This is a genomic window from Maribacter algarum (ex Zhang et al. 2020), from assembly GCF_005885635.1.
Taxonomy (GTDB): Bacteria; Bacteroidota; Bacteroidia; order Flavobacteriales; family Flavobacteriaceae; genus Maribacter_C; species Maribacter_C algarum.
This window is the reverse complement of sequence record NZ_VATY01000004.1, coordinates 213,085-234,334: the sequence shown is the minus strand read 5'-3', so window position 1 is coordinate 234,334 and position 21,250 is coordinate 213,085. Positions and strand designations below refer to the sequence as shown.

Sequence of the window (21,250 nt, the reverse complement as noted above, 5' to 3'; positions counted from 1 at the left end):
AAATAATTGTCATGGCTTATTTCATAAGATTAGGGCTTAGACCAAACAACTCGGTTCACATAATCTACATAAGATAGTATGATTCGAACTACTTTTTCACTAACGTTAGGCATTGAATAATCGGCAACCGGTCTGAAGTTACGTTCTGGATTTCTTTCTTGAACATCTAAAGCTGCAAGGGCCTGCATTATTCGCTCAGGATTCATACCTACCATCATTACTGATGCTTCTTCCATTGCTTCTGGTCGTTCATGGGCCTCGCGAATATTTAAAGCTCTGAAATTCAATATTGATGATTCTTCTGAAATGGTACCACTATCAGAGAGAACCGCAAAAGAATTATACTGTAAAGCATTATAATCAGTAAAACCTAATGGCTTTAAAAATTGTATGTTTTTATGGGTTTCCAAATTTTTGGAATCTAACATATTTCGTGTTCTCGGATGCGTGGAAACGATTACCGGGAAATCATATTTTTCAGCAATTTGATTTAATGAAGTAATCAATCCTTCAAAGTTTTTAGGATTGCTAATGTTTTCCTCCCTATGGGATGACACTACAAAGTATTTTTCTTTCTCAAGCCCGAGTTTTTCAAGTACACTTGATTTCTCAATTTTAGGAATGAACTGTTGTAGTACCTCGAACATCGGGCTTCCGGTTTTGATTATTCTATCTGCCGGAAGTCCTTCGCGAAGTAAATATTCCCTGGCAATATCACTGTAGGTGAGATTGACATCGGCAACATGGTCGACAATTTTGCGATTCGTTTCTTCCGGAACACGTTGGTCGAAGCATCTATTTCCTGCCTCCATGTGAAAAACAGGAATCTTTCTTTTCTTCGCTGGAATGGCGCAAAGACAAGAATTGGTATCTCCTAAAACCAAAAAAGCATCTGGATTTATTTCCTCTAAAAGTGGGTCGATTTTGATAAGAATATTTCCTACCGTTTCCGTCGCATTTTTACCAGCTGCATTAAGAAAATGGTCAGGTTTACGAATTCCTAAATCATCAAAGAATATCTCATTTAGCTCGTAATCATAGTTTTGACCCGTATGCACTAAGGTATGATCTATGGCATCATTGGCATCTAAGGCATTTAATACACAGGCCAAACGGATGATTTCAGGTCTTGTTCCTACTACGGTAAGTACTTTTAGTTTTTTCAAAAGATTGATAAGTTTAGGGTTACTGCTTGCAAAGTTATAAGGTTATTCCCTTGATTTGCAGAATTCTACGTTTTTTTTCGTTCAAGTTTTAAGGTCTCGCGTTCAAATCATACATCTTCGAAATACGTATCCGCATCTTCGGGGTTGTATGGTTCGTTAATCCAAAATAAGGTTATTAATTCTTCGTCTCCAATATTTTTGATATTATGCGTATACCAAATTGGCATATCCACATAGGCCGGCTCATTACCGTCAAGATAATAATCAATGACTTTATCAGTTCCTATTTTACGCAACTGAATCAATGCTTTACCACTGATTACGGCAAAGCGCTCTGCTTTTCTTGTATGAAAATGATTCCCTCTGGTAATTCCAGGGACTGTCGTTGAGAAGGAAAACTGTCCGCTAGTTTGTGTTCTTGCAATTTCTACAAAGCTTCCCCTAGGGTCTGTATGCTTTGTGAATTTTACAGGATAATGCGCTTCGGGCACATAACACCTAAATGTATTGAATAAGGCTTTCTCAAACTGATTTTCCAAACTTGGGAAGATGCCATTCCCCATATAATCAGACTTGTATTGGTTGAGCAATTCCAAAATACGAGAAACTCTGTTCTTACTAGTTGGTTGAATTCTTACCTCAGAGCTATTCTCGCCAATGCTTTCTGACTTGACTTGATTTTTTATAGTTTCAATAAAGACAGCTACTAATTCATTCACATAGATTAAACCAACTTCACCATCTTGAATGATAGTAGGTTCTTCTCCTCTTGCTACTTTGTAACAAAAGGTTGCTACAACAGAATTATAATTTGGTTTCCCAAATGGTCCAAAAACATTGGGAATGGTTAGTGAAGTAAACTTTCCACCAGTTTCAGATGCCCAAGAAACAAATTTCTCTTTCCCTTCCTTTTTTGACTTTCCGTATAAATTGTCTCGATCTTCTTGAGAAGAGGAAGAAAATATAATGTGTGGGGTGGAAGATGTTGTTTTACAAGCAGTAATCAATGCCTCTACCAAGCCCAAATTTGTATTGTATATGACATTCATATCTTCGTGCCTGTTCATTGCGGCAAGATGAACAATAGTGTCACACTGTTTAACAAAACTTTCTAAAGCACTTTGATCGTCAAAAAAATCGCGTTCAAAAGGCACAAGCTCTACTGTTTCATCTAAGGTGAGAGTCGTATATAGGTGATTTCCAACGAAACCTGCTTGCCCTGTAATTCCTACTTTTTTCATTTATGCTGAATTTGTTTCAGTATCCATTTTTCTTCTGGTGCCATTCCCTTTAGGAAAAAATCTATTTATTTCAATTATCTAATTGCTACCATTGTCCTGGCCATTGACCTAGAGGAAACCTGAAATCGTCATTTTTAGATTCTTCCAAAGAGAAATTAGAAAACACCAGTAGTTTCGAGTTTTCCTCTTGAGCTTTGAATCCAGTGGCATAGCCTCCTGAAATTTCCAAAATAGATGGCTTTTCCGATGCTAGTAAAAGCCGTTCAGGTGTTATTATTCTTGACGGAGAATCAAAGTCATCTATTTGTATCAAATTCATTACGAAGCTTCCCGAATGACAATAAAACCATTTTTTTTCTTCCTTATGTCCTTGCCATCCTCGTATTGTTGAAGTATCACTTGGAGCTATTTCATACATGCGAACGATTTCTTTCATTTCAAATGAATTAAAAAAATTCAGTCCACCACGTTCATCAGAAAAATTGGCACCGTGAATTAAATTATGAAAGACCATTTAAAGATTTTCTTTGATGTAATCTAAATTTAGTAACGTTTGCTTTAATTCTTCGTCGGTAAGTTGTGTCGTGTTATGCGAATGATAATCTTCAATAGAACTAATATCGGTCTCACCTTCAGAGAAATATCTACTATAATTCAAATCGCGATTATCCGCAGGAATTCGATAGAATTCGCCCATATCTTCGGCTTTCTGCATTTCTTCGCGCGTACACAAAGTTTCATATAACTTTTCACCGTGTCGTGTTCCTATAATTTTGATGTCATTATCGGCATTAAAAATTCCTTTAATAGCATTTGCCAAATCTCCTATGGTGCTGGCTGGAGCTTTGTTTACAAAAAGGTCCCCCTGATTACCATGTTTAAAGGCAAATAAGACCAAATCCACAGCATCTTCTAAAGACATTAAGAAGCGAGTCATGTTTGGATCGGTAATGGTCAACGGGTTTTTATCTTCAATTTGTTTAACAAATAAGGGAATTACCGAACCTCTCGATGCCATTACGTTACCATATCGCGTCAAACAGACAATAGTGTCATCATTCGGAATATTCCTTGATGCTGCAACAGCAACTTTTTCCATCAAAGCTTTACTGATTCCCATTGCGTTAATTGGGTAAGCCGCTTTATCAGTACTCAAGCAGATAATGCGCTTTACTTTATTGGCTACAGCAGCATCAATTGTATTTTGTGTTCCAAAAACATTTGTTTTCGCCGCTTCAATCGGAAAAAATTCACATGATGGTACTTGTTTTAAAGCAGCAGCATGAAAGACATAGTCTACACCACTCATCGCTCTTGAAATGCTATTGTAATCACGAACATCACCGATGTAAAATTTTACTTTTTCATTCTTTAGCGTGTTTCGCATATCGTCTTGTTTCTTTTCATCACGTGAAAAGATGCGAATTTCTTTGATGTCGGTTTCTAAGAAACGATTTAAAACTGCGTTTCCGAAGGATCCTGTACCTCCTGTAATAAGTAAGGTTTTGTCTTTGAACATAATAACTTCTTTATAATCACTTAGATTCGAACAATGACTTGTCCAACCTTTTTATATTTTCATGATGTTTAATAATATTATCCATTTGTAAGTTATTCAAAAACTTAGAAATAGAATTATAATCGATATCTATGGTCCAACCCATATTTTGGTCTAAAACCCGTTGCCCTACATAGGTGTTTACTGCAGCTACTATTGGAATATTGAAAAATCCAGATTCATAGAATTTATTGGGCATGGCGACCTTTTCGTTCTCTAGCGTGTTTTTATAAACAACAAAATTGACATTGTTTTCAGCATAAATGTTCTCCAGATCATCTGGATTCTTAAACGCACCATGAAAGAATATATTTTCATTTTCCGATGCATTTTTTTTCATCTCCTCGACAATAGTTTTGAACCCATCACCGTAAAAGTTCAAAACAAGGTTTTTATTTTCCCTGACGACTTGTAATAAGCGTTCTATAATGGTTGAATACCGAAATGCCCCTATGTAGGCAATTCTAATTTTGTCTTTTTTAATATCTAAAATAGGTGATACCTTATCATAGGTTTTAAACTTGTTTTCCTTAATTATGGCATTTTCAGGTTTTACAAACATTTTATAATGCGAATCATAAAAACCCTTTGAGGTAAAAATGACGGAGTTTGACCATTTTGCCAAATTGGTGTCAATTCTCCGTAAAAAAGACTTCTGAAGTGGTGACTTGTAAAGCCACATGATGTCACTTATTTCGTAGTCTATTTTGGAGTTAGCTACCAAAGTCGAAACCATTCTTATATCTAAACCAAAGACATATAGGTTTTTTGATTTAAATCCATATTTTGAATAAATAGCAATTATCAACCTAAAATAGTTGGCCAACCTTTTCATGTACTTATAATTGGCCATAGTGCCCACAATGTTCAATTTTACATTCTCGTAATTTTCAAGAATACCGAAATTGTTCACCTCATGGATTTCCCGTTTAAAGCCGAAGACCTCAATTTTATCATAGTCTTTTGCTTTTTCAATAATCCGTTTAACAACTCGAGGTTGTTCAAGGGATTGTGCTAAAACTAAAAGTGTTGAATCTTGGGGCATATTTGACCTGCTATCTACTTATTGACACCACAAAAGTCAAGAATCACTTTGTCAGCATTCAATCCTAAAGTTTTGAATTCTTTATGAGCAACCAGATAGACGATTATATCAGACTTTTCGAAGGCCGTTTTGTAATCAGTTATTTTAAAAACGTTGTGCTCTTCAATGTTAGGTTCGACTATATAGTACTCTTCATTATTAGCGTTCTGCAAAACTCGCTGCACAATATATTTTGCGGGAGATTCTCTTAAATCATCAATATCTGGTTTGAAAGCTAGACCCATCAAAGCGATTTTTGGCTTTCTACCATGTTGTAGTTCAAATTGTAATTTTGTGTTTTGAACTTTTTCGGCACACCAAAAAGATTTGTAATTATTTACTTCTCTGGCAGTTCCGATAATTTTGGATTCCATAGGATAATCAGAAACTATAAAGTACGGGTCAACTGCAATGCAGTGTCCACCTACTCCAGAACCTGGTTGTAGGATGTTTACTCTGGGGTGCTTATTGGCTAAACTAATTAGTTCCCAAACGTTAATATCTGCCTTATCACAAATTAATGAAAGCTCATTTGCGAACGCTATTTGTACGTCACGGGAAGAATTTTCAACTAGTTTGCACATCTCTGCGGTTCGAGCGTTAGTTTTGTGTAATTCTCCCTTCACATGCTTGGCATAAAATGCGACTGCTTTATCTGTAGATGCTTCATCGACACCGCCAATTACACGGTCGTTATGAACTAATTCATACATAACATTACCTGGTAAAACTCTTTCCGGGCAATAGGCCATGTGCAATTTTCCTTTTAATTCAGGCCTTTCCTCATGAATATAATCCATCATCTTCTCAGTGGTACCTACTGGTGATGTTGATTCGATAATATACATATCTCCATCTTTCAACAAAGGCAGAATTGCAGTTGTCGCAGCTTGTACGAATGAAATATCAGGTTCGTTCTTATCCTTAAAAGGGGTTGGAACAACTATGAGATAAGTATTTGCTTCTACTGGTTTAGTGGAGGCCTTCAGAAACCCTTTGCTTACCGCATTCGCTACAGATTTGTCCAATTCAGGTTCTACAATATGAATTTCTCCTCTGTTAATAGTGTCTACAACATCTTGATTAATATCTACTCCATGCACATGAGTTCCTCCTTCTGCTATCAATGCTGCTGTTGGAAGGCCTATGTATCCTAGGCCAATCATTACTACTTCTGGGTTGGTCATTATTTTAAATTTTCAATAAATTCTACAATACGTTCGCAAGCCTTTCCGTCACCATATGGATTGTGGAGCTTGCTCATTTTTTTATATAATTCTGAATCGCCTAAGAGATTAACCGCTTCATTTACAATTTTCTTTTTATCTGTCCCAACTAAAATAACGGTACCTGCTTCTACAGCTTCCGGCCTTTCCGTTGTATCTCGCATTACCAGTACTGGTTTGCCTAGACTAGGAGCTTCTTCTTGAACTCCTCCGCTATCGGTAATTACCAATTCGGCTTTGTTCATTAACCAAACAAAAGCAGGGTAGGCGAGAGGGGCAATTAGTTTAATGTTGTCTTGCTTTCCTAAGATTTCATAAACCGGTTTTTGGACCTTAGGGTTTAGGTGCACTGGATAAATAATCTGGATGTTCTCAACAGATTCCCCGATTTCTTTTAAAGCTTCGCATATATTGATGAAACCTTGACCGTGATTTTCCCTTCTATGTCCGGTTACTAAAACGATTCTTTTGGAGAAATCTATTTCCTTTTTAAGGAGTTCGATTTCTTTGTCTTCAACAGTATCAACTCTAGAAACACTTTCAAAAAGGGCATCGATTACGGTGTTTCCCGTAATAAGTATATCATTTTCTGAAATACTTTCCCTTGTCAAATTATCATATGAGGTTTGAGTAGGAGCAAAATGATAATCTGCGATATGACCCGTTATCGTTCTGTTAATTTCTTCTGGAAAAGGAGCCTTTTTATCAAAGGTTCGCAAGCCAGCCTCTACATGGCAAACTTTGGCTCCAGAATAAAAAGAAGCAATGCTTGCACCCATGGTTGTCGTCGTATCTCCATGGACATATGCATAGTCAGGTTGAAACTCTTCTAGTACCGGCTGAAGGCCTGTAATAATATCTGCAGTTAAACCATACAGATTCTGACCTGGTTTCATTAAATTCAAATCGTAATCTGGGGTGATTTCGAAAAAATCTAGTACTTGGTCCAACATTTCACGATGTTGAGCTGTTACACATACCATCGTTTCGAAAGCTGGATTTTTCAAAAATTCCTTAACTAAAGGTGCCATTTTAATGGCCTCAGGTCGTGTTCCGAATATAATTAGGTTTTTCTTTTTCATCTTTACCTCACTCGGGTTTTATATAATTTATTAAAATAGAACTTTGGGAAAATAACTTTTAACCAGCCAACCAAGAATACAATTGGAAGTCTATAGATGAAGTTTCTTCTCATGTATTGAAGATTACTTTTAAAGTCTAAACCCACAGGGTTATAGAGTTTTTTTATTCGCTCTTTCAAAGACAATTGATGAAAGGTTTCAAAAGGATTGTCGTGGTCATTAGTACAAACCCCCAAAATATTCGGGGTTATCAAGACCGGTATGTTTTCTCTTTTGGCTTTCAAAGTATAGTCAAAATCGGCCAGACCATGATGAAAGCCTTCAGATAAGACCCCTATTTTTTCTACTACACTTTTATGAACTAGTTGAATATTCGCATTCCCCAACTCACATTCCTGTGGTGTTTTCTTATTAGGAATTACTTTTACATATTTTGCCAAGAATCGATTTGTAAAAACATTGCCTCCGTAAGATATTTTTTTAGTGACACCATCAATTGTTGAACCAATATAAATACCACTTTGTTTATACGTCTTGACGCAAAACTGGTGTGTCTCTAACAATTCTTCAAAAAAGGACTCATAAGTATCGGTATCGTCATTTAAAAGCAAGAAGAAATCATGATTGTGATTGAGCGAGGCCTTCCATGAGTTTCGCATGCCACCGGCCCAATACAACTGGCCGTTACCTTGTAAAATATGAATCTTTGGGTATTTAGATTTAACCGCTTCACCTGTACCATCAGTGGAGCCATCGTCAGTAAGGTAGATTTCTATTTGAACGGTATCTTTAACCCTATTGTAAGCCACGAATAGATGCTCTAAGGCATTAAGAGTTTTCTCCTTTCTGTTAAAACAGGTCAATAAAATAGCTATACTTTGCATTTGGGGTAATCAGTCAACTAGTAAACCAAAATAATTCTGTTTTATTGTCTAAAAACTAGCTTTCGATTTGGGTGCAAAGATACGGAGATTAAGAGCAGGTTTGGAAAGATAATAGATGACTACATTGATTTAGTGGTCAGATGGAAAGATGCTTGTGCAATATGTAAAGTAAACTATGAAAGTTTGGAACTGTATTTCAGAGATTCGCTAGATAGAATTACTTGCTTCATTTTTGCCAATAGCAGGTTTTGTCAAATTAGAATTACAATCCTAGCTATTATGAACGGTAATTTTGAAATAGTTAATTCTGCTGAATGGAAGTACCAAATATTGGGGTATGTTGAACTTCTCTATACTTGCAAAGGATTCCTATGAATACGCAGAAAATAGTGAACATCTCAAACATTCCGTCAAATATGGGTTCTACCATAAAAAGCATAAAGAAAGCAATAGAATATATAAGTATTTGAACCGAAAAATAAAGCTGATTAGATTTGAAAGAAATAGTTTTTTTAATTGTTCTAAACGAGCGAACTGAAAATATAATGAGTATGATAAAGGGAATTATGCCGGTTACTCTTAAGACATCGAGCCAGAGGTTATGAGCGAAACCAAATTCATTAACACTCCAACCCAGTGGTTTTTCAAACATATACTCAAACGATTTAATCCATCTTTCCGTCCTTCCTCCTCCACTTGCAATATCTCCTGCTCCTTTGTCCATACGACCCGCAAAGGTGCTTAACCAATCTTCATTTAAATCAAAGGATACGTTGCTGTAGATATAAAATCCTATGCCTGAAATTAATAAGAAGAGTAAAACATTTTTTTTGAAAGACTGTTTTGGAGCTACATAGATTAAAGAAACAAAACAAGTAATTAGCATAATACCCAGTTGGGTTCTACTCCCTAACCTGATAACACAAACAATAGAGAAAATAAAAATTGCGATACCGATTAATTTGTAAATCAATTTGGATTTTGACTGGTTGCCAATCAATAGGGCAGGTATGCACATATTCAGAGTGAAAAACCCTCCCATTTTTGTTGCTGATACCAAACCACTACCTGGCCAAAACATGGGCAAACTTCTGTCTAACTGAGAAAACCCACCTTCTAAAAAGTTGAGTATTACCGAAACCAAAGCCGAAAATGAAAAAACAAAACCAATTAAAAAAAGGAGGAGATATATAGTATATTGAGGTATATTTTCAGTGATTAAAAATTTTCCCAGCAGATAGAAAACAGGCGGAAAAACTGCGTAGAATATAGCATATTGTATTCCACCCACAGGGTCAAACATATAAAAGAGAGCATAAATAAAGGAGAGTAAAAGAAGTAGGACAAAATTCAAGTCCATTGATTTTAGTAAAAAATTTCTTTTCAAAAGTATTAAGGGTACCAATGCATATCCAAAAACAAATCCCATATTAAAAGGGTTAACTAAGTAGCCAACTAAAATAAATGGAATTATAAAACCTATGGAATTAAGGTAGCTTTTTAAAACTCTCATTTAGGGTTCAAATTTTTTTGATAAATTTTATTGGATTACCACCCCAGATTTCTCCGTCTGGTACTGATTTTGTCACCAAGGATCCAGCCCCAATAATTGACTCTTTCCCAATAGTCACCCCTTTTAGAATGATACTATGAGCGCCTATGAAACAACCATCTTTTAATTCAATTGGTTTTATTATTGGTATATCGGTCTTAGGGTTTTTCCTATCCTCAAAATTTAATGAATGAAAATCGGAATCATATATTTTCACACCACCCCCAATTTTAACATGTTTTCCAATGGTAACTTTTTCTTTACAAGAAATAGCAATATTTGAAAAACCGGAATAGTCGCCAATTGAAAGGGTAGCCCCTTTGAAAACTGAGAACAATGTTCTGGTATCCCCTCCAATAGGATTTGAAAATAAATTAGAATTTATTTGTACACCCTCTCCCAATATAATTTTGCCTGGTCCTGAGATGAAAATTCTTCCTGAAATTCTCGGGTACGTAGCATATACAACTCCTTTATACTTTAGAACGAAGAAATTGTAAAGTCTGGTTGGAAGACCGATTATATTTAGAACAATTTTTTTTAAAAATAATGTCATAAGACAGGTTATTTAGAACTACTTACCAACTGGTAAATCTCTAAAGTTTTTGATGTATTAACTTCTCTATTGTGTCTTTTACTGGCCGCCTCAATACCATTCTTTGAAAGTTTTTGAGATAGTACTTTATCTTTAAAAACCCTTTTAATCAATTGTGCCATCATCTCAACCTCTTCAAACCGATATAACAAACCTGTTCTTTCATGTTCTATCATACTGGGTATTCCACCAGAATAAGAAGCTATACATGGCGTACCCAATAATTGAGCTTCTCCCAATGAATTGGGACTGTTTTCTATACTTGAAGGACAAATAAAAACACTACAATTTAGATATTCTGTAACCATTTGATTTTCACTCAAAAGCCCTGTGAACTCTATATTGTTCTTCAAGTCAAACTTACGAATTAAGTGGCGAATATAACTTCCATATCCACCAGTTGCGATTTTGTCTTTTAAAGTACTTGAGGTAATAATATTATGACCGGCAACACGTAGCTTTAAATTTGGGAACTCATTTTTAAGTAAAGCCGCTGCAGCAATAACTTGATGTAATCCTTTAATTGGATATAGAGCTTGACTTAAGAATATGGTGTGGTTTTGAATTTTTTTAATATCCCACTTTTTTGATGAATAAAAAGAATCCCTTAGCGATTCATTACAAAAGTGATATGTGGCATTTGGGTTTAAAGTTTTGGTGTGATCAAAATCCCACTGTGTTCTTCCTATAAAATTTTGCGCTAATTCAAAATATTTTTTCTCTACTAAGTCCCCTCTTTTTTGAAATTTTCTTTTTGCCTGAAGTATGGTATCTTGTTTTATAATATCTCGAAAAGTAGTGTGTTTTTTTAATTCTGAGTTGGGAATTCCTCCCGTATAATAACGAGAGCATACACTTATTAACCCTTGTATTGAAACTACATAATTTAGTTTTGGTTCGGCAGTTAGCAAAGAGAGACCCAGAGCTTTTTCAGTTCCATGAATATGGACGACATCTGGCTTTTTTTCTTCAATCAAGTTTTTCCATTGTAGCACTAAAGAAGCGTCATACTCTGTTAAAGATTTTTTACTTTTTAGAAGAAGATAAGAAACACCATTGATTTTCCCGGTATATTGGTTTACATGTCTATCAGCAGTTGCAACCGTCAAGTCAATTCCACGGCTAACCAAATCATTTGCAAGACCGTACATCCATCCTCCTACCACCGGGATTTCATTTCCGAGAGCTTTTGATAAATCGGGAAATATATTATTTGTTATCCACAGAACTTTCATTCTCTATTAGTTTAAGTAGGTTTTAATAATATCAATTTGATTCTTGGGGTTCCATTTTTCGTCAATAATTTTATAAGAATCCTTTCTTATTAATTGTCTTTTTTCCTTTGAAGAATAAATCCATTCTGATATTCTTTCTGTTAAACTATCAATATCATCGTTTTCAAAAAAGGCACCTGTTTTTTTTGGAATGATAACTTCAAATTCTGGCATTTGATTTTCAAAATCATTATTGGAAATTACGGGACATCCGAAGGTCAGGGAATGAAGTGCGGTCAATCCTACAGGCCCAGGAGAGACACAGACCGAAGCATTATAAAAAAGCTCTCCAATTATTCGTTCATCGTAGCAAGGCCCGTAGAACCATATGTTTTCTTCTAGATTGTTATTAGTTGCCAAATCAACTATTTCTGTGTTACCCATATCTGAGCCCACCAGAACCAAATTACAATTAATACCTTTCTTATTTAATTTTTTCAAAGCTAAAACTAAGAGGTTCAGTTTTTTTGATTTTTGTAATCTTCCAACATAAATTATTACCGGGTCATCATTTTTGAAAAAATCAATATAAATATTGGTCTCGGTTAGAGAATTCCTCAATTGGAGTTGATGTTCATGGTCTAGAGAGTTATAAATTGGTATAAGTTTATCCTCTTTAAAACCTTCCTTAATCATAATTTCTCTAGAATGGTCTCCATACAAAAAAATTTTATCGAATAGACGATAAAAGGTTTTTCTAAAAATATCTCCTCTAGTACTTACTGGTTTCTTAAGACCGTGTGACCATGCGTATACTTTTTTTTTAGAAAACTTTGAAAAAATTACTAATAACCAATTTGACAAGAAAGCTGGAGACCCTGTAATTATGTAATATTTATAAGGCTTAAATAAGAGAGACAATACGCCAGATTGCCATTTGAAACCAGACCATTTTAATTGTTTGTTTTTTAATACATTTTTAAACCCGTTTAGAGCAGAATAATCCATCAACTCTATTTGGTTTCCTAAATCATCACCAAAATAAAAATCACATGCTAGCTCTTTATCCATCAAGGTATATATTGGCGCTCTATAGTGTGGTGCAAGATTAAATATACAGCAGGTCTTCTTATTCATTTATTGAGTTCATAAAGCATCAACAAATCAGTTGTCCGTCTAAGTTGTATAACATTAGGTTTAGTATGAACGTTCAATTGTTGGACTTATTGAAACAAAGATATTCAAGAATGTGCAATATGTTAAGGTATGACACAACTATTCTGTTAAAATCAAGGAAAACCTCCTTATTTTATGAGCAAAGTACTTTGGGTTCGTATAATTTTAAAGGTTCTGGATCTTAGAATTTATATAAAGGTGGTTTCTTTATAATCCTACTATGGTTTAGGGGTTTTAAAAAAGCCTTTCACCCGATCTATAAGTTCATCGAATACTTGCACCTTAAATAGTCTAATCAATCCAAGATAAATAACTAAAGCTACGAATGGTGTAATGCACAGTACTAAGATATCATTTGATATAAAATGTACAATTGCATAAACTGGTACGACCATAATAAGACTTGAAAGAATTATAGGGCTCATATCCTTAATTTGCGAAAACGCACCGTATTGCATTATTTTTCCAGGATAATACGAGTTAATAAAAAAATGGATTGTGGTAGCCGCAAGTTCCGCAAGAGCGATATAAATGATACCATGTTTTAAAGCTAAAAGTAACAGGATTACCCGAACGATAATTTTTAGGTATTGTTGTTTTAATTCTAAGTCCGTCCTACCAATAACATAGAGTAAGTTAACATTAATTCCACACGGAATTGTTATTAAACGAGCAATACAGAAAATTTGCATTATAGGAACGGCCATCATCCATTTTTCTGTCAGCAAAACTCTAATCAAAGGTTCTGCAATTGCTGCTAAGAAAAAGAAAAGAGGAAAAATGAGCAAAGAAGAAGCCATTAATATACTTTTCGTGTGTTTTATTAAAACTTCTTTTTGGTCCTGAACTTTAGCCAAGCCAGGAAGTAGAATACGTTCTAGAACTGAATTGAAAGTTGAAAAGAGAACATCAGAAAACTGCGTTCCTCGTGTATAATAACCCAGGTCTGCGGTGTTATACTTGGCTATGAAAAGAGCAGCGAAGTTATTCACAATTTTGCTTAATAATGAAGAAACCAATAACCGATAACCAAATGAAAAAAGTTCTTTAAAAGATTTTTTCGAAAAAATAAAACTAGGTTTCCATTTTGACTGAATCCAAATTAATAAGGCTGTTGCAATTGATCTAACTAGAGTTTGGGCAACTAAGGACCATACTCCGTAACCCGAATAGGCCATAGCAATTGCAATACCTCCAGAAATTATTGTGGCGGCAAAATTAATCTTGGTTAGTGTCTTAAAATCGAGTTCAATGGTATAAAGTGTCGAGGGAACAGTAAATAACGCATTGATTATCAAGGAGATGGCGAGAACCCTTAGCAAATCGGAAAGTAGTGGAATGTCATATAAATCCGCTATTAGCGGAGCAAAAAAGAATAAAATTGTATAAGCTAAAGTGCTAATTAAAATATTGAACCAAAATACGGTCGATATATCCTCTTTGGTTCTATCTTGTTTTTGAATAAGTGCCTTAGTAAAACCGCTATCTATGAATACTTGAGAGACTACTATGAAAACTATGAGAATGCCTATTATTCCGTATTCTTCAGGTGTAAGTATGCGAGCTAGAATAATTCCAAGAACAAATTGTACACCTTGAATTGAGATGCGTTCCACTGCACTCCATACCATCCCGCCAAAAATTTTGTTCCCAAGGCTCATAACTTTATGGGATTAGGCTTATTCTTCTCATTATCAATTAACTAGGTTTGATAAACGGGACTTTATAACTGCATAAATGTATTTTGGGCTACTAATTTTTTTGTACATAGGTGTCCATCCAAAGAATTTCCAAAAATTTCGATCATCAAACTCTAGCTCTGGAGTAAATAATTTTGGATGATCTAAAGGGAAATTCACTTCGTAGTTAGGAAGAATTCTGCCTTCAGAACTATTGGTGTGAGTCGCGTCTGGACCAAAACCTATGTTTTGAATTAAATTTTCCTTCGGAACAATCAATAAGCCATTATTTATGATACAGGTAAAATGCCATTGAAAATCCCAGGCATCTAAACCATCTTCAAATGATTTTTTTGCGAATTCAACCAGCATTTTACTTGCAACCTTGTTTCTGAGATTATTATGAATCAGGTTACTGCTCAAAATATCGTTAAAATTATTAAGGGTGTACAGATGCTTTTGCCAGCGATCTCTCCATCCGGCCCAACCGCAAACCGATAAAAACTGACTGAAATAATAACTGTTTGGTATATCTACGGTCCTTAAGTAGTTAGTGCCAGAAATTGCAAAAACTCTTAAATCTTTTCTGTGATATTCCAAAAGTTCCTCACAATATTTAAAAAAAGTGCGGGAAGGCACGCAGTCATCTTCTAAAATTATGCCTTCCTCCTCATGCTCAAAAAACCATGTGATTGCCTTCTGCGGACCATATTTGCAACCAATATTTTCGTTGCTAAATAATTTTTTCACTTCACAGTCCCAATCTACATTGTTCAAAACAAATTCACGAACGCTATCTATTTTTGAAACATCGTCTGGATTGTTCTTTCGCGCTCCATCACAAGCAACGTACAACTTAGAGGGTTTTGCCCTTCTGATTTCTTCAAAAACTCTTTTTGTTGTGTCAAGTCGATTGAAAACAATAAAAAGAACGGGAGTTTTAAGGTTTTTTTGGTCCATGGTTGTTTAGAAGTTAAAACTGTTATGGTTCTAGATACCAGTCATATTGTTTTTTTATACCTTCTTTCAAGCTCACTTGATGTTTCCAACCTAAATTATTTAATTTTGAGACATCGGTAAGCTTTTTTAGTGTTCCATCTGGTTTTTGCGAATTGAATTTGAAAGCACCCTTATAACCAATTGTTTTTTTAATCAAATTTGCTAACTCTGCTATTGAAATATCTAATCCGGTTCCTATGTTTATGTGGGTATTTCTTATTTCAGTTTTGGATTGATACGTGTCTTTAAAATCTCTATTTTCCATTATAAAAACACATGCATCTGCCATATCTTCAGACCATAAGAATTCACGCATGGGCTTACCACTTCCCCAAATTTCAACGAATACCTCGTTATTTGATTTTGTTATACCATATTTGTTGAGAATTTTTAGAATGCTGTCTTGGCTATTATCGCCAGAGTGCCCTTCGATGGGTAAATTGTTCAAATCTTTTTTGATAGTGTTCCAATCATTCTCTTCAAGAGCTTTACCAAGATGAATTTTTCTTATTAAAGCTGGGAGAACATGCGATTTTTCCAAATCAAAATTGTCATTCGGCCCATAAAGATTAGTTGGCATTACTGATATGAAATTAGTACCGTATTGTAGGTTATAACTTTCACATAATTTAATGCCTGCTATTTTGGCAATTGCGTAAGGTTCATTGGTATATTCCAAAACATCCATTAGCAAGTATTCTTCCTTCATGGGTTGTGGGCAGTTTTTAGGATAAATACAAGTGCTACCCAAAAATAAAAGCTTTTTTACCTTGTGTATATGTGATTGATGTATAACATTGTTCTGAATCATCAAGTTCTCATATATAAACTCCCCTCTATAGGTATTATTCGCAATGATACCACCTACTTTAGCGGCAGCCAAAATAACATAGGCTGGTTTTTCACTAGCAAAGAATTCGGCGACAGCGACAGCGTCAGTAAGATCTAGTTCTGAGTGGGTTCTAGTAATAAGATTTTGATATCCCTTGTTCGTAAGATTTTTGATAATTGCACTTCCGACAAGGCCTCTATGACCAGCGACATATATTATTTCGTCTTTTCCCATAGACTATTCAAAATAATTTAAGATTCTATAACCGCCATCCTTCAAATATTGCTCTTTATGCATGAGTTTCAAATCACTTTGAACCATGTCCTTAACCAAATCCTCCAGCTCATATTCTAATTTCCAACCGAGTTTTTGTTTGGCTTTAGTAGGATCTCCAATCAATAGTTCTACCTCGGTTGGTCTGAAATATTTCGGATCTACAGAAAGGACTTCTTTTCCTATTTCCAGTTGGTACTTTGGGTTTGAACAAGATTTTACGAAAGCTTTTTCATCAACTCCTTTACCCTTGAACTCTAGTTCAATTCCCGCTTCAGCAAAGCTCATTCTTACAAATTCGCGAACAGGGGTTGTTTTACCAGTTGCAATTACCCAATCTTCCGGTTCTTCCGCTTGTAATATCATCCACATCATGCGGACATAATCCTTGGCATGACCCCAGTCTCTTTGAGCATCTAGATTACCTAAAAATATTTTATCCTGCAAACCTAAAGCTATTCTTGCGGTCGCTCGAGTAATTTTACGGGTTACGAAAGTTTCACCTCTAATAGGAGATTCGTGGTTGAACAATATTCCGTTACAAGCATACATTCCATATGCCTCCCTATAATTAACCGTTATCCAATACGCATACATTTTTGCAACCGCATAAGGACTTCTGGGATAAAAAGGTGTTGTTTCGGATTGAGGTACTTCTTGAACTTTTCCATACAGTTCTGAAGTGGAAGCTTGATATATACGTGTCTTATTTTCCATGCCAAGTAGGCGTACGGCATCAAGGATTCTCAATGTGCCAATTCCATCAGCGTTTGCTGTGTATTCTGGAATTTCAAAAGAGACATGCACATGACTCATTGCAGCTAGATTATAAATCTCATCTGGCTGAATTTCTTTAATCAAACGAATTAAGTTTGTACTATCGGTCATATCCCCATAATGCAGAATAAAGTTTCTGTTCTCGATATGAGGGTCTTGATATAAATGGTCAATACGATCAGTATTGAATAAGGATGATCTTCTTTTCAACCCATGAACTTCATATCCTTTTTTTAAGAGAAATTCACTTAAATAGGCTCCATCTTGACCGGTTACACCGGTAATTAATGCTACTTTTTTCATTTGAAAATAAACTTTTTTTAAAATCTTTGAGATTGCCGTTGCAAATATGCTTATTTCTTGCAACACTTTTAAAGAAATGGTGTGAAAACCCATTTAATTCGACAAAAGCTAGAATATAAACCTTAAACTCTTGGTTTTATTGTAGCTTAAGAAGCGAATTGTTTCAAATGAATACAAATCTTAAATCAAATTTTTTGGAAAGCAATTCTCAAATAAAAATTCGACTATTATATCCGAAAAGGAGTGTGAACTTTTAATTAGGTGGATTGAAGTTTACATTAGTCCAGGTGCAATTTTGCCAAGTCACATCGAAGTGACTGTAGGGGGCATATTGCGCTTGATGTTCTACAACCAATTTTTGACCGTTCTTAAATTTACAATTCTGGAAAAGGATATTTTCTGATTTATAAAATGTTACTGCCACCGCTTGGAAGTCAGTGAAGTCACAGTTAGTGAACTTATTACGGCTTGCTTTTGCGCTAAAATTATTACCACCGCCCACATTTACTATTCTATTGGTGTTTTTAACGGTTATGTTATCAAAAGTGTTATCATAACCTAGACTAACTTCATCTCGGTCACCGCCTGGTCCCTGGTAACCGTCGTCATAGTCCCCCCAAGAAATTGCTCTCCAAGTATCCTGAATATAAGTGTTCTTTACTAAGTTATTGTTGGCACCGTTAAAAACGACAACGCCCGCATGCCAATTTGAAGAGGTGGTGTCAACGCCATATATAGAACAATTGTCTACGGTATTGTACTTTACTCCTGAAAAATTGAATTCAATATTAGTTTTTCGCGCTGTACAATTTCTTATGGTATTGTGTTGTGCTAAATCTTTCATCGTGAAGCCATGTCCACCATGACTCAAATATTGGGCTCTATCTGCAAGACTATTTTCAATTACCGTATTATTAGTTCCACCGGTTAATAGAAAATAGTAGTCCGTAGGATTGGTACTGTTGTTGGCATAAACTTTACAGTAATTGATTCTTGAATTATCGGAATCAAAGAGGTTAATGGCTTCTGCAGTTGCATTTAGAACAAAACAGTTTTCTAACAAGGTATTGTTCCCCTTGATACTAAATCCAAAGCCATCATACCCATTTACATTTTGTCTACCAACCTTAGTGACAATTACGTTTTTGAATGTAACATTTTTCGCTAAGTCGATTGTTGAAACACCGGTTCGATAGCCTGTAATTTGAAAATTTTCAAAATGAATATTTTGATGATAGAGTGTAATAGCTGCTCCTTGGCCGTTTGAAGAATTTAATAACGGCATTTTACTGGCATTCACTGATTCCCCAATATTAAAGGTTGATCCTTGACTACTTACTATATCTCCAGGTGTACTTCTATATCCAATAAATTTTATAGGGCTTCCGCTATTACCATGTCTTTTAGATAGTAACTGTTTATTACCATAGTTACCAGCCTTGACGTAAATGATATCACTTCCTTTGGCAACATTAATAGCATGTTCCAAACTCCATGGACTTGATGGAGATGTTCCATTGTTCGAAGCACTACCATTTGTAGCCACATAGAATCCTGGGGGAGCATTCCCGGTGCTTGGACTAGTCACGTTAATGGTTACGGTTTTTGAACTACTAACGCCTTCCGCATCTTTCACAGTCAACTCAACAACATAATTACCCGCACTAGAGAAGGTGTGAGAAGGGTTTGAAGTGTTTGCAGAAGTACCATCTTTAAAATCCCAAAAATAACTGGTTACTGCTTTGTCATCAGTTGAGTTATTCCCTACGAATTGTACATTGAGCGGAGCGTCCCCACTCGTAGGGTTCGCAGATAATACTGCCACTGGTGGCTGATTTTGAGGAGCTGTTACGGCAATAACAATAGTCTTTTTGTCTGAAAGCCCTTCTTTGTCTTTTACGGTGAACTCTACTTCATAAGTTCCTGCTTGTGTGAATTTATGAGAAGGATTTGAAGTTGACGCCGACGTTCCGTCTTTAAAATCCCAACTATAACTAGTAATACCGACATCATCTGTGGATTTATCTCCTAAAAATTGAACATCTAATGGAGCAACACCTGAGGTTGGGTTTGCAGACAATATAGCGACGGGAGCCTCGTTTTTGGGTTCGGTAACGGTAATTGTAATTGTTTCTTTATCCTCTAATCCATTTTCATCTTTTACCGTCAACTCGGCCTCATAAACACCAGGTTTTGTGTACGTGTACGTAAAATCAGCTCTATTAGTCTTTGATCCATCTTTAAAGTCCCAACCATAAGTGGCTATAGAGTTATCATCAGTTGAATTGCTTCCTTTGAAAGAAACCACTAGAGGTGCTTCACCAGATACGGGAGTTGCACTAACCACGGCTTTCGGCGCCTCATTTTCTTTTTCGGTTACTGTTATGGTTACCTCGTCTGTACTACTTAGACCTTTCTCATCTTTAACGGTCAGCATAACTTTATAAACTCCTGCTGTTGTAAAAGTGTGCTTGGGGTTAGCGGTAGTTGCATTTGACCCGTCTTTGAAATCCCATAGGTAAGAAGTGATTCCAGTATCATCCGTAGAGTTGCTTCCTGTGAAAGACACTTCAAGAGGTACACCGCCACTTGGAGGTGTGGCATCTGCGACAGCCATTGGCTCTTTGTTATCAGTAGTTGAATCTTCTGTTGTCTCCTCTTCAGTTGTTTCCTCTTCAGTTGTTTCCTCCTCCGTTGTCTCTTCTTCGGTTGTTTCCTCCTCCGTTGTTTCTTCTTCTGTAATTACAATCTCTTCCGTTCCAACTGGCACATCATAAGTGACAACTAATTTTGGTCCAATTTTGGAAGCATGTTCTTTGGATGCAAAGGCTAAATCGTTTCCATTTTTATGATCCAAGACCAGAGTAGATACTTCTGGAATAATATTGGAGGTTTCCAAATCTATTATTTCAGTTGTTCCGATTTTGTAATCTTTTGTAATCGAACCTATCAGTACATCGGTTTCCGGTATATTACTATCAGATAAGCTTTCCTCGGTCCAATTATTTGATTTACCCTTGTAAACACTTATGTTTCCATTACCATCATCACTATTTATAGTGAATTGCAAAGTTGCTTTTGAAATGGTTCCACCAATGGCCTCGATTGGACTCATGTCAAACATCAAATAACTAGTTCGATGTCCTTCTTCTAGGCGTATTATATTCTGATTGTATCCTTTTCCACTTTGAAAATGAGCGTCATTGGTAGGAGAAAAACTTGAGGTTCTACTCTCCAAGCTGTCAGCACTGGAATCTTCTGTTTGAATATTCTCTTCCGCGACAGATTCTTCCTCTGTATTTTGTTCTTCAGGCGTGCTATTTTCCCTTTGTTCTAAAACTGATGTTGATTCCTCAATTACTGAGTCAAGAATTAAATCACTATCCTTACTACATCCTAAGTTTATGGAAACTGATACTAAAATAAGGCATAGAAATGCCACATGGATTTTGGTGGGGTAAAATCTCATCTTATTTGGGACTGTATTTAAATGTTTTTCATAAAAAAGGTGGGGGTAAATCCGGTTTTATTTATTCCTAATTAGGTAGGTCTTGATTGGCTTTTGTTATTTGTCAGTTCAATTTTATTGTGTTCAAGGATAAATTTTCG

17 protein-coding genes are annotated in these 21,250 nt (G+C 35.6%); all 17 read right to left on the bottom strand.

What is annotated here, in order from left to right; all coding sequences use genetic code 11:
• Positions 1–29: 29 nt before the first annotated feature.
• The 17 genes from wecB (FEE95_RS18050) to FEE95_RS17970 all read right to left on the bottom strand — a co-directional run bounded on the left by wecB (FEE95_RS18050) (position 30) and on the right by FEE95_RS17970 (position 21,110).
• Positions 30–1,166: a non-hydrolyzing UDP-N-acetylglucosamine 2-epimerase gene (gene wecB / locus FEE95_RS18050; protein WP_138659423.1), complete on the bottom strand. Its 1,137-nt coding sequence runs from the start codon at positions 1,164–1,166 to the stop codon at positions 30–32.
• 107 nt (positions 1,167–1,273) lie between these two features.
• A complete protein-coding gene (locus FEE95_RS18045; RefSeq protein ID WP_138659422.1) occupies positions 1,274–2,407 on the bottom strand; it encodes a polysaccharide biosynthesis C-terminal domain-containing protein in 1,134 nt (377 codons plus the stop codon).
• 85 nt (positions 2,408–2,492) lie between these two features.
• On the bottom strand, positions 2,493–2,921 hold the full coding sequence (locus tag FEE95_RS18040) for a cupin domain-containing protein (RefSeq protein WP_138659421.1): 429 nt from the start codon (positions 2,919–2,921) through the stop codon (positions 2,493–2,495).
• Entirely contained in the window at positions 2,922–3,926 is a 1,005-nt protein-coding gene (locus FEE95_RS18035; protein WP_138659420.1) for a polysaccharide biosynthesis protein, read from the bottom strand.
• A gap of 16 nt (positions 3,927–3,942) precedes the next feature.
• Entirely contained in the window at positions 3,943–5,010 is a 1,068-nt protein-coding gene (locus FEE95_RS18030; protein ID WP_138659419.1) for a glycosyltransferase family protein, read from the bottom strand.
• A gap of 14 nt (positions 5,011–5,024) precedes the next feature.
• Positions 5,025–6,236, bottom strand: coding sequence for a UDP-N-acetyl-D-mannosamine dehydrogenase (wecC, locus tag FEE95_RS18025; RefSeq protein WP_138659418.1), 1,212 nt, complete (start codon positions 6,234–6,236; stop codon positions 5,025–5,027).
• Positions 6,236–7,357: a non-hydrolyzing UDP-N-acetylglucosamine 2-epimerase gene (wecB, locus tag FEE95_RS18020; protein ID WP_138659417.1), complete on the bottom strand. Its 1,122-nt coding sequence runs from the start codon at positions 7,355–7,357 to the stop codon at positions 6,236–6,238. Before wecB (FEE95_RS18020) ends, wecC begins: the two co-directional genes overlap by 1 nt.
• A gap of 2 nt (positions 7,358–7,359) precedes the next feature.
• The gene (locus FEE95_RS18015; protein WP_138659416.1) at positions 7,360–8,241 is read right to left on the bottom strand and encodes a glycosyltransferase family 2 protein; all 882 of its coding nucleotides are present in this window, start codon (positions 8,239–8,241) and stop codon (positions 7,360–7,362) included.
• A 301-nt stretch (positions 8,242–8,542) separates the two neighbouring features.
• Entirely contained in the window at positions 8,543–9,601 is a 1,059-nt protein-coding gene (locus FEE95_RS18010; protein WP_138659415.1) for a hypothetical protein, read from the bottom strand.
• A 160-nt stretch (positions 9,602–9,761) separates the two neighbouring features.
• The gene (locus tag FEE95_RS18005; RefSeq protein WP_138659414.1) at positions 9,762–10,349 is read right to left on the bottom strand and encodes an acyltransferase; all 588 of its coding nucleotides are present in this window, start codon (positions 10,347–10,349) and stop codon (positions 9,762–9,764) included.
• A gap of 8 nt (positions 10,350–10,357) precedes the next feature.
• Positions 10,358–11,623, bottom strand: coding sequence for a glycosyltransferase family 4 protein (locus FEE95_RS18000; protein WP_138659413.1), 1,266 nt, complete (start codon positions 11,621–11,623; stop codon positions 10,358–10,360).
• A 6-nt stretch (positions 11,624–11,629) separates the two neighbouring features.
• On the bottom strand, positions 11,630–12,673 hold the full coding sequence (locus FEE95_RS17995; protein WP_171037083.1) for a glycosyltransferase: 1,044 nt from the start codon (positions 12,671–12,673) through the stop codon (positions 11,630–11,632).
• 323 nt (positions 12,674–12,996) lie between these two features.
• On the bottom strand, positions 12,997–14,439 hold the full coding sequence (locus tag FEE95_RS17990; protein WP_138659411.1) for a lipopolysaccharide biosynthesis protein: 1,443 nt from the start codon (positions 14,437–14,439) through the stop codon (positions 12,997–12,999).
• 33 nt (positions 14,440–14,472) lie between these two features.
• Positions 14,473–15,417, bottom strand: coding sequence for a nucleotide-diphospho-sugar transferase (locus FEE95_RS17985; protein ID WP_138659410.1), 945 nt, complete (start codon positions 15,415–15,417; stop codon positions 14,473–14,475).
• 22 nt (positions 15,418–15,439) lie between these two features.
• Positions 15,440–16,522, bottom strand: a complete 1,083-nt coding sequence (locus tag FEE95_RS17980; protein WP_138659409.1) for a GDP-L-fucose synthase family protein — start codon at positions 16,520–16,522, stop codon at positions 15,440–15,442.
• A 3-nt stretch (positions 16,523–16,525) separates the two neighbouring features.
• Positions 16,526–17,641: a GDP-mannose 4,6-dehydratase gene (gmd, locus tag FEE95_RS17975; RefSeq protein WP_138659408.1), complete on the bottom strand. Its 1,116-nt coding sequence runs from the start codon at positions 17,639–17,641 to the stop codon at positions 16,526–16,528.
• Positions 17,642–17,894: 253 nt separating this feature from the next.
• On the bottom strand, positions 17,895–21,110 hold the full coding sequence (locus FEE95_RS17970; RefSeq protein ID WP_138659407.1) for a PKD domain-containing protein: 3,216 nt from the start codon (positions 21,108–21,110) through the stop codon (positions 17,895–17,897).
• Between the last annotated feature and the right edge of the window lie 140 nt (positions 21,111–21,250).

What these genes read in the sequence shown, in the direction of transcription:
- FEE95_RS18045 (WP_138659422.1), bottom strand. Translation starts at nt 2,407, where the DNA reads ATGAAAAAAGTAGGAATTACAGGGCAAGCAGGTTTCGTTGGAAATCAC.
- FEE95_RS18040 (WP_138659421.1), bottom strand. Translation starts at nt 2,921, where the DNA reads ATGGTCTTTCATAATTTAATTCACGGTGCCAATTTTTCTGATGAACGT.
- FEE95_RS18035 (WP_138659420.1), bottom strand. Translation starts at nt 3,926, where the DNA reads ATGTTCAAAGACAAAACCTTACTTATTACAGGAGGTACAGGATCCTTC.
- FEE95_RS18030 (WP_138659419.1), bottom strand. Translation starts at nt 5,010, where the DNA reads ATGCCCCAAGATTCAACACTTTTAGTTTTAGCACAATCCCTTGAACAA.
- wecC (WP_138659418.1), bottom strand. Translation starts at nt 6,236, where the DNA reads ATGACCAACCCAGAAGTAGTAATGATTGGCCTAGGATACATAGGCCTT.
- wecB (WP_138659417.1), bottom strand. Translation starts at nt 7,357, where the DNA reads ATGAAAAAGAAAAACCTAATTATATTCGGAACACGACCTGAGGCCATT.
- FEE95_RS18015 (WP_138659416.1), bottom strand. Translation starts at nt 8,241, where the DNA reads ATGCAAAGTATAGCTATTTTATTGACCTGTTTTAACAGAAAGGAGAAA.
- FEE95_RS18010 (WP_138659415.1), bottom strand. Translation starts at nt 9,601, where the DNA reads ATGGACTTGAATTTTGTCCTACTTCTTTTACTCTCCTTTATTTATGCT.
- FEE95_RS18005 (WP_138659414.1), bottom strand. Translation starts at nt 10,349, where the DNA reads ATGACATTATTTTTAAAAAAAATTGTTCTAAATATAATCGGTCTTCCA.
- FEE95_RS18000 (WP_138659413.1), bottom strand. Translation starts at nt 11,623, where the DNA reads ATGAAAGTTCTGTGGATAACAAATAATATATTTCCCGATTTATCAAAA.
- FEE95_RS17995 (WP_171037083.1), bottom strand. Translation starts at nt 12,673, where the DNA reads ATGGATAAAGAGCTAGCATGTGATTTTTATTTTGGTGATGATTTAGGA.
- FEE95_RS17990 (WP_138659411.1), bottom strand. Translation starts at nt 14,439, where the DNA reads ATGAGCCTTGGGAACAAAATTTTTGGCGGGATGGTATGGAGTGCAGTG.
- FEE95_RS17985 (WP_138659410.1), bottom strand. Translation starts at nt 15,417, where the DNA reads ATGGACCAAAAAAACCTTAAAACTCCCGTTCTTTTTATTGTTTTCAAT.
- FEE95_RS17980 (WP_138659409.1), bottom strand. Translation starts at nt 16,522, where the DNA reads ATGGGAAAAGACGAAATAATATATGTCGCTGGTCATAGAGGCCTTGTC.
- gmd (WP_138659408.1), bottom strand. Translation starts at nt 17,641, where the DNA reads ATGAAAAAAGTAGCATTAATTACCGGTGTAACCGGTCAAGATGGAGCC.
- FEE95_RS17970 (WP_138659407.1), bottom strand. Translation starts at nt 21,110, where the DNA reads ATGAGATTTTACCCCACCAAAATCCATGTGGCATTTCTATGCCTTATT.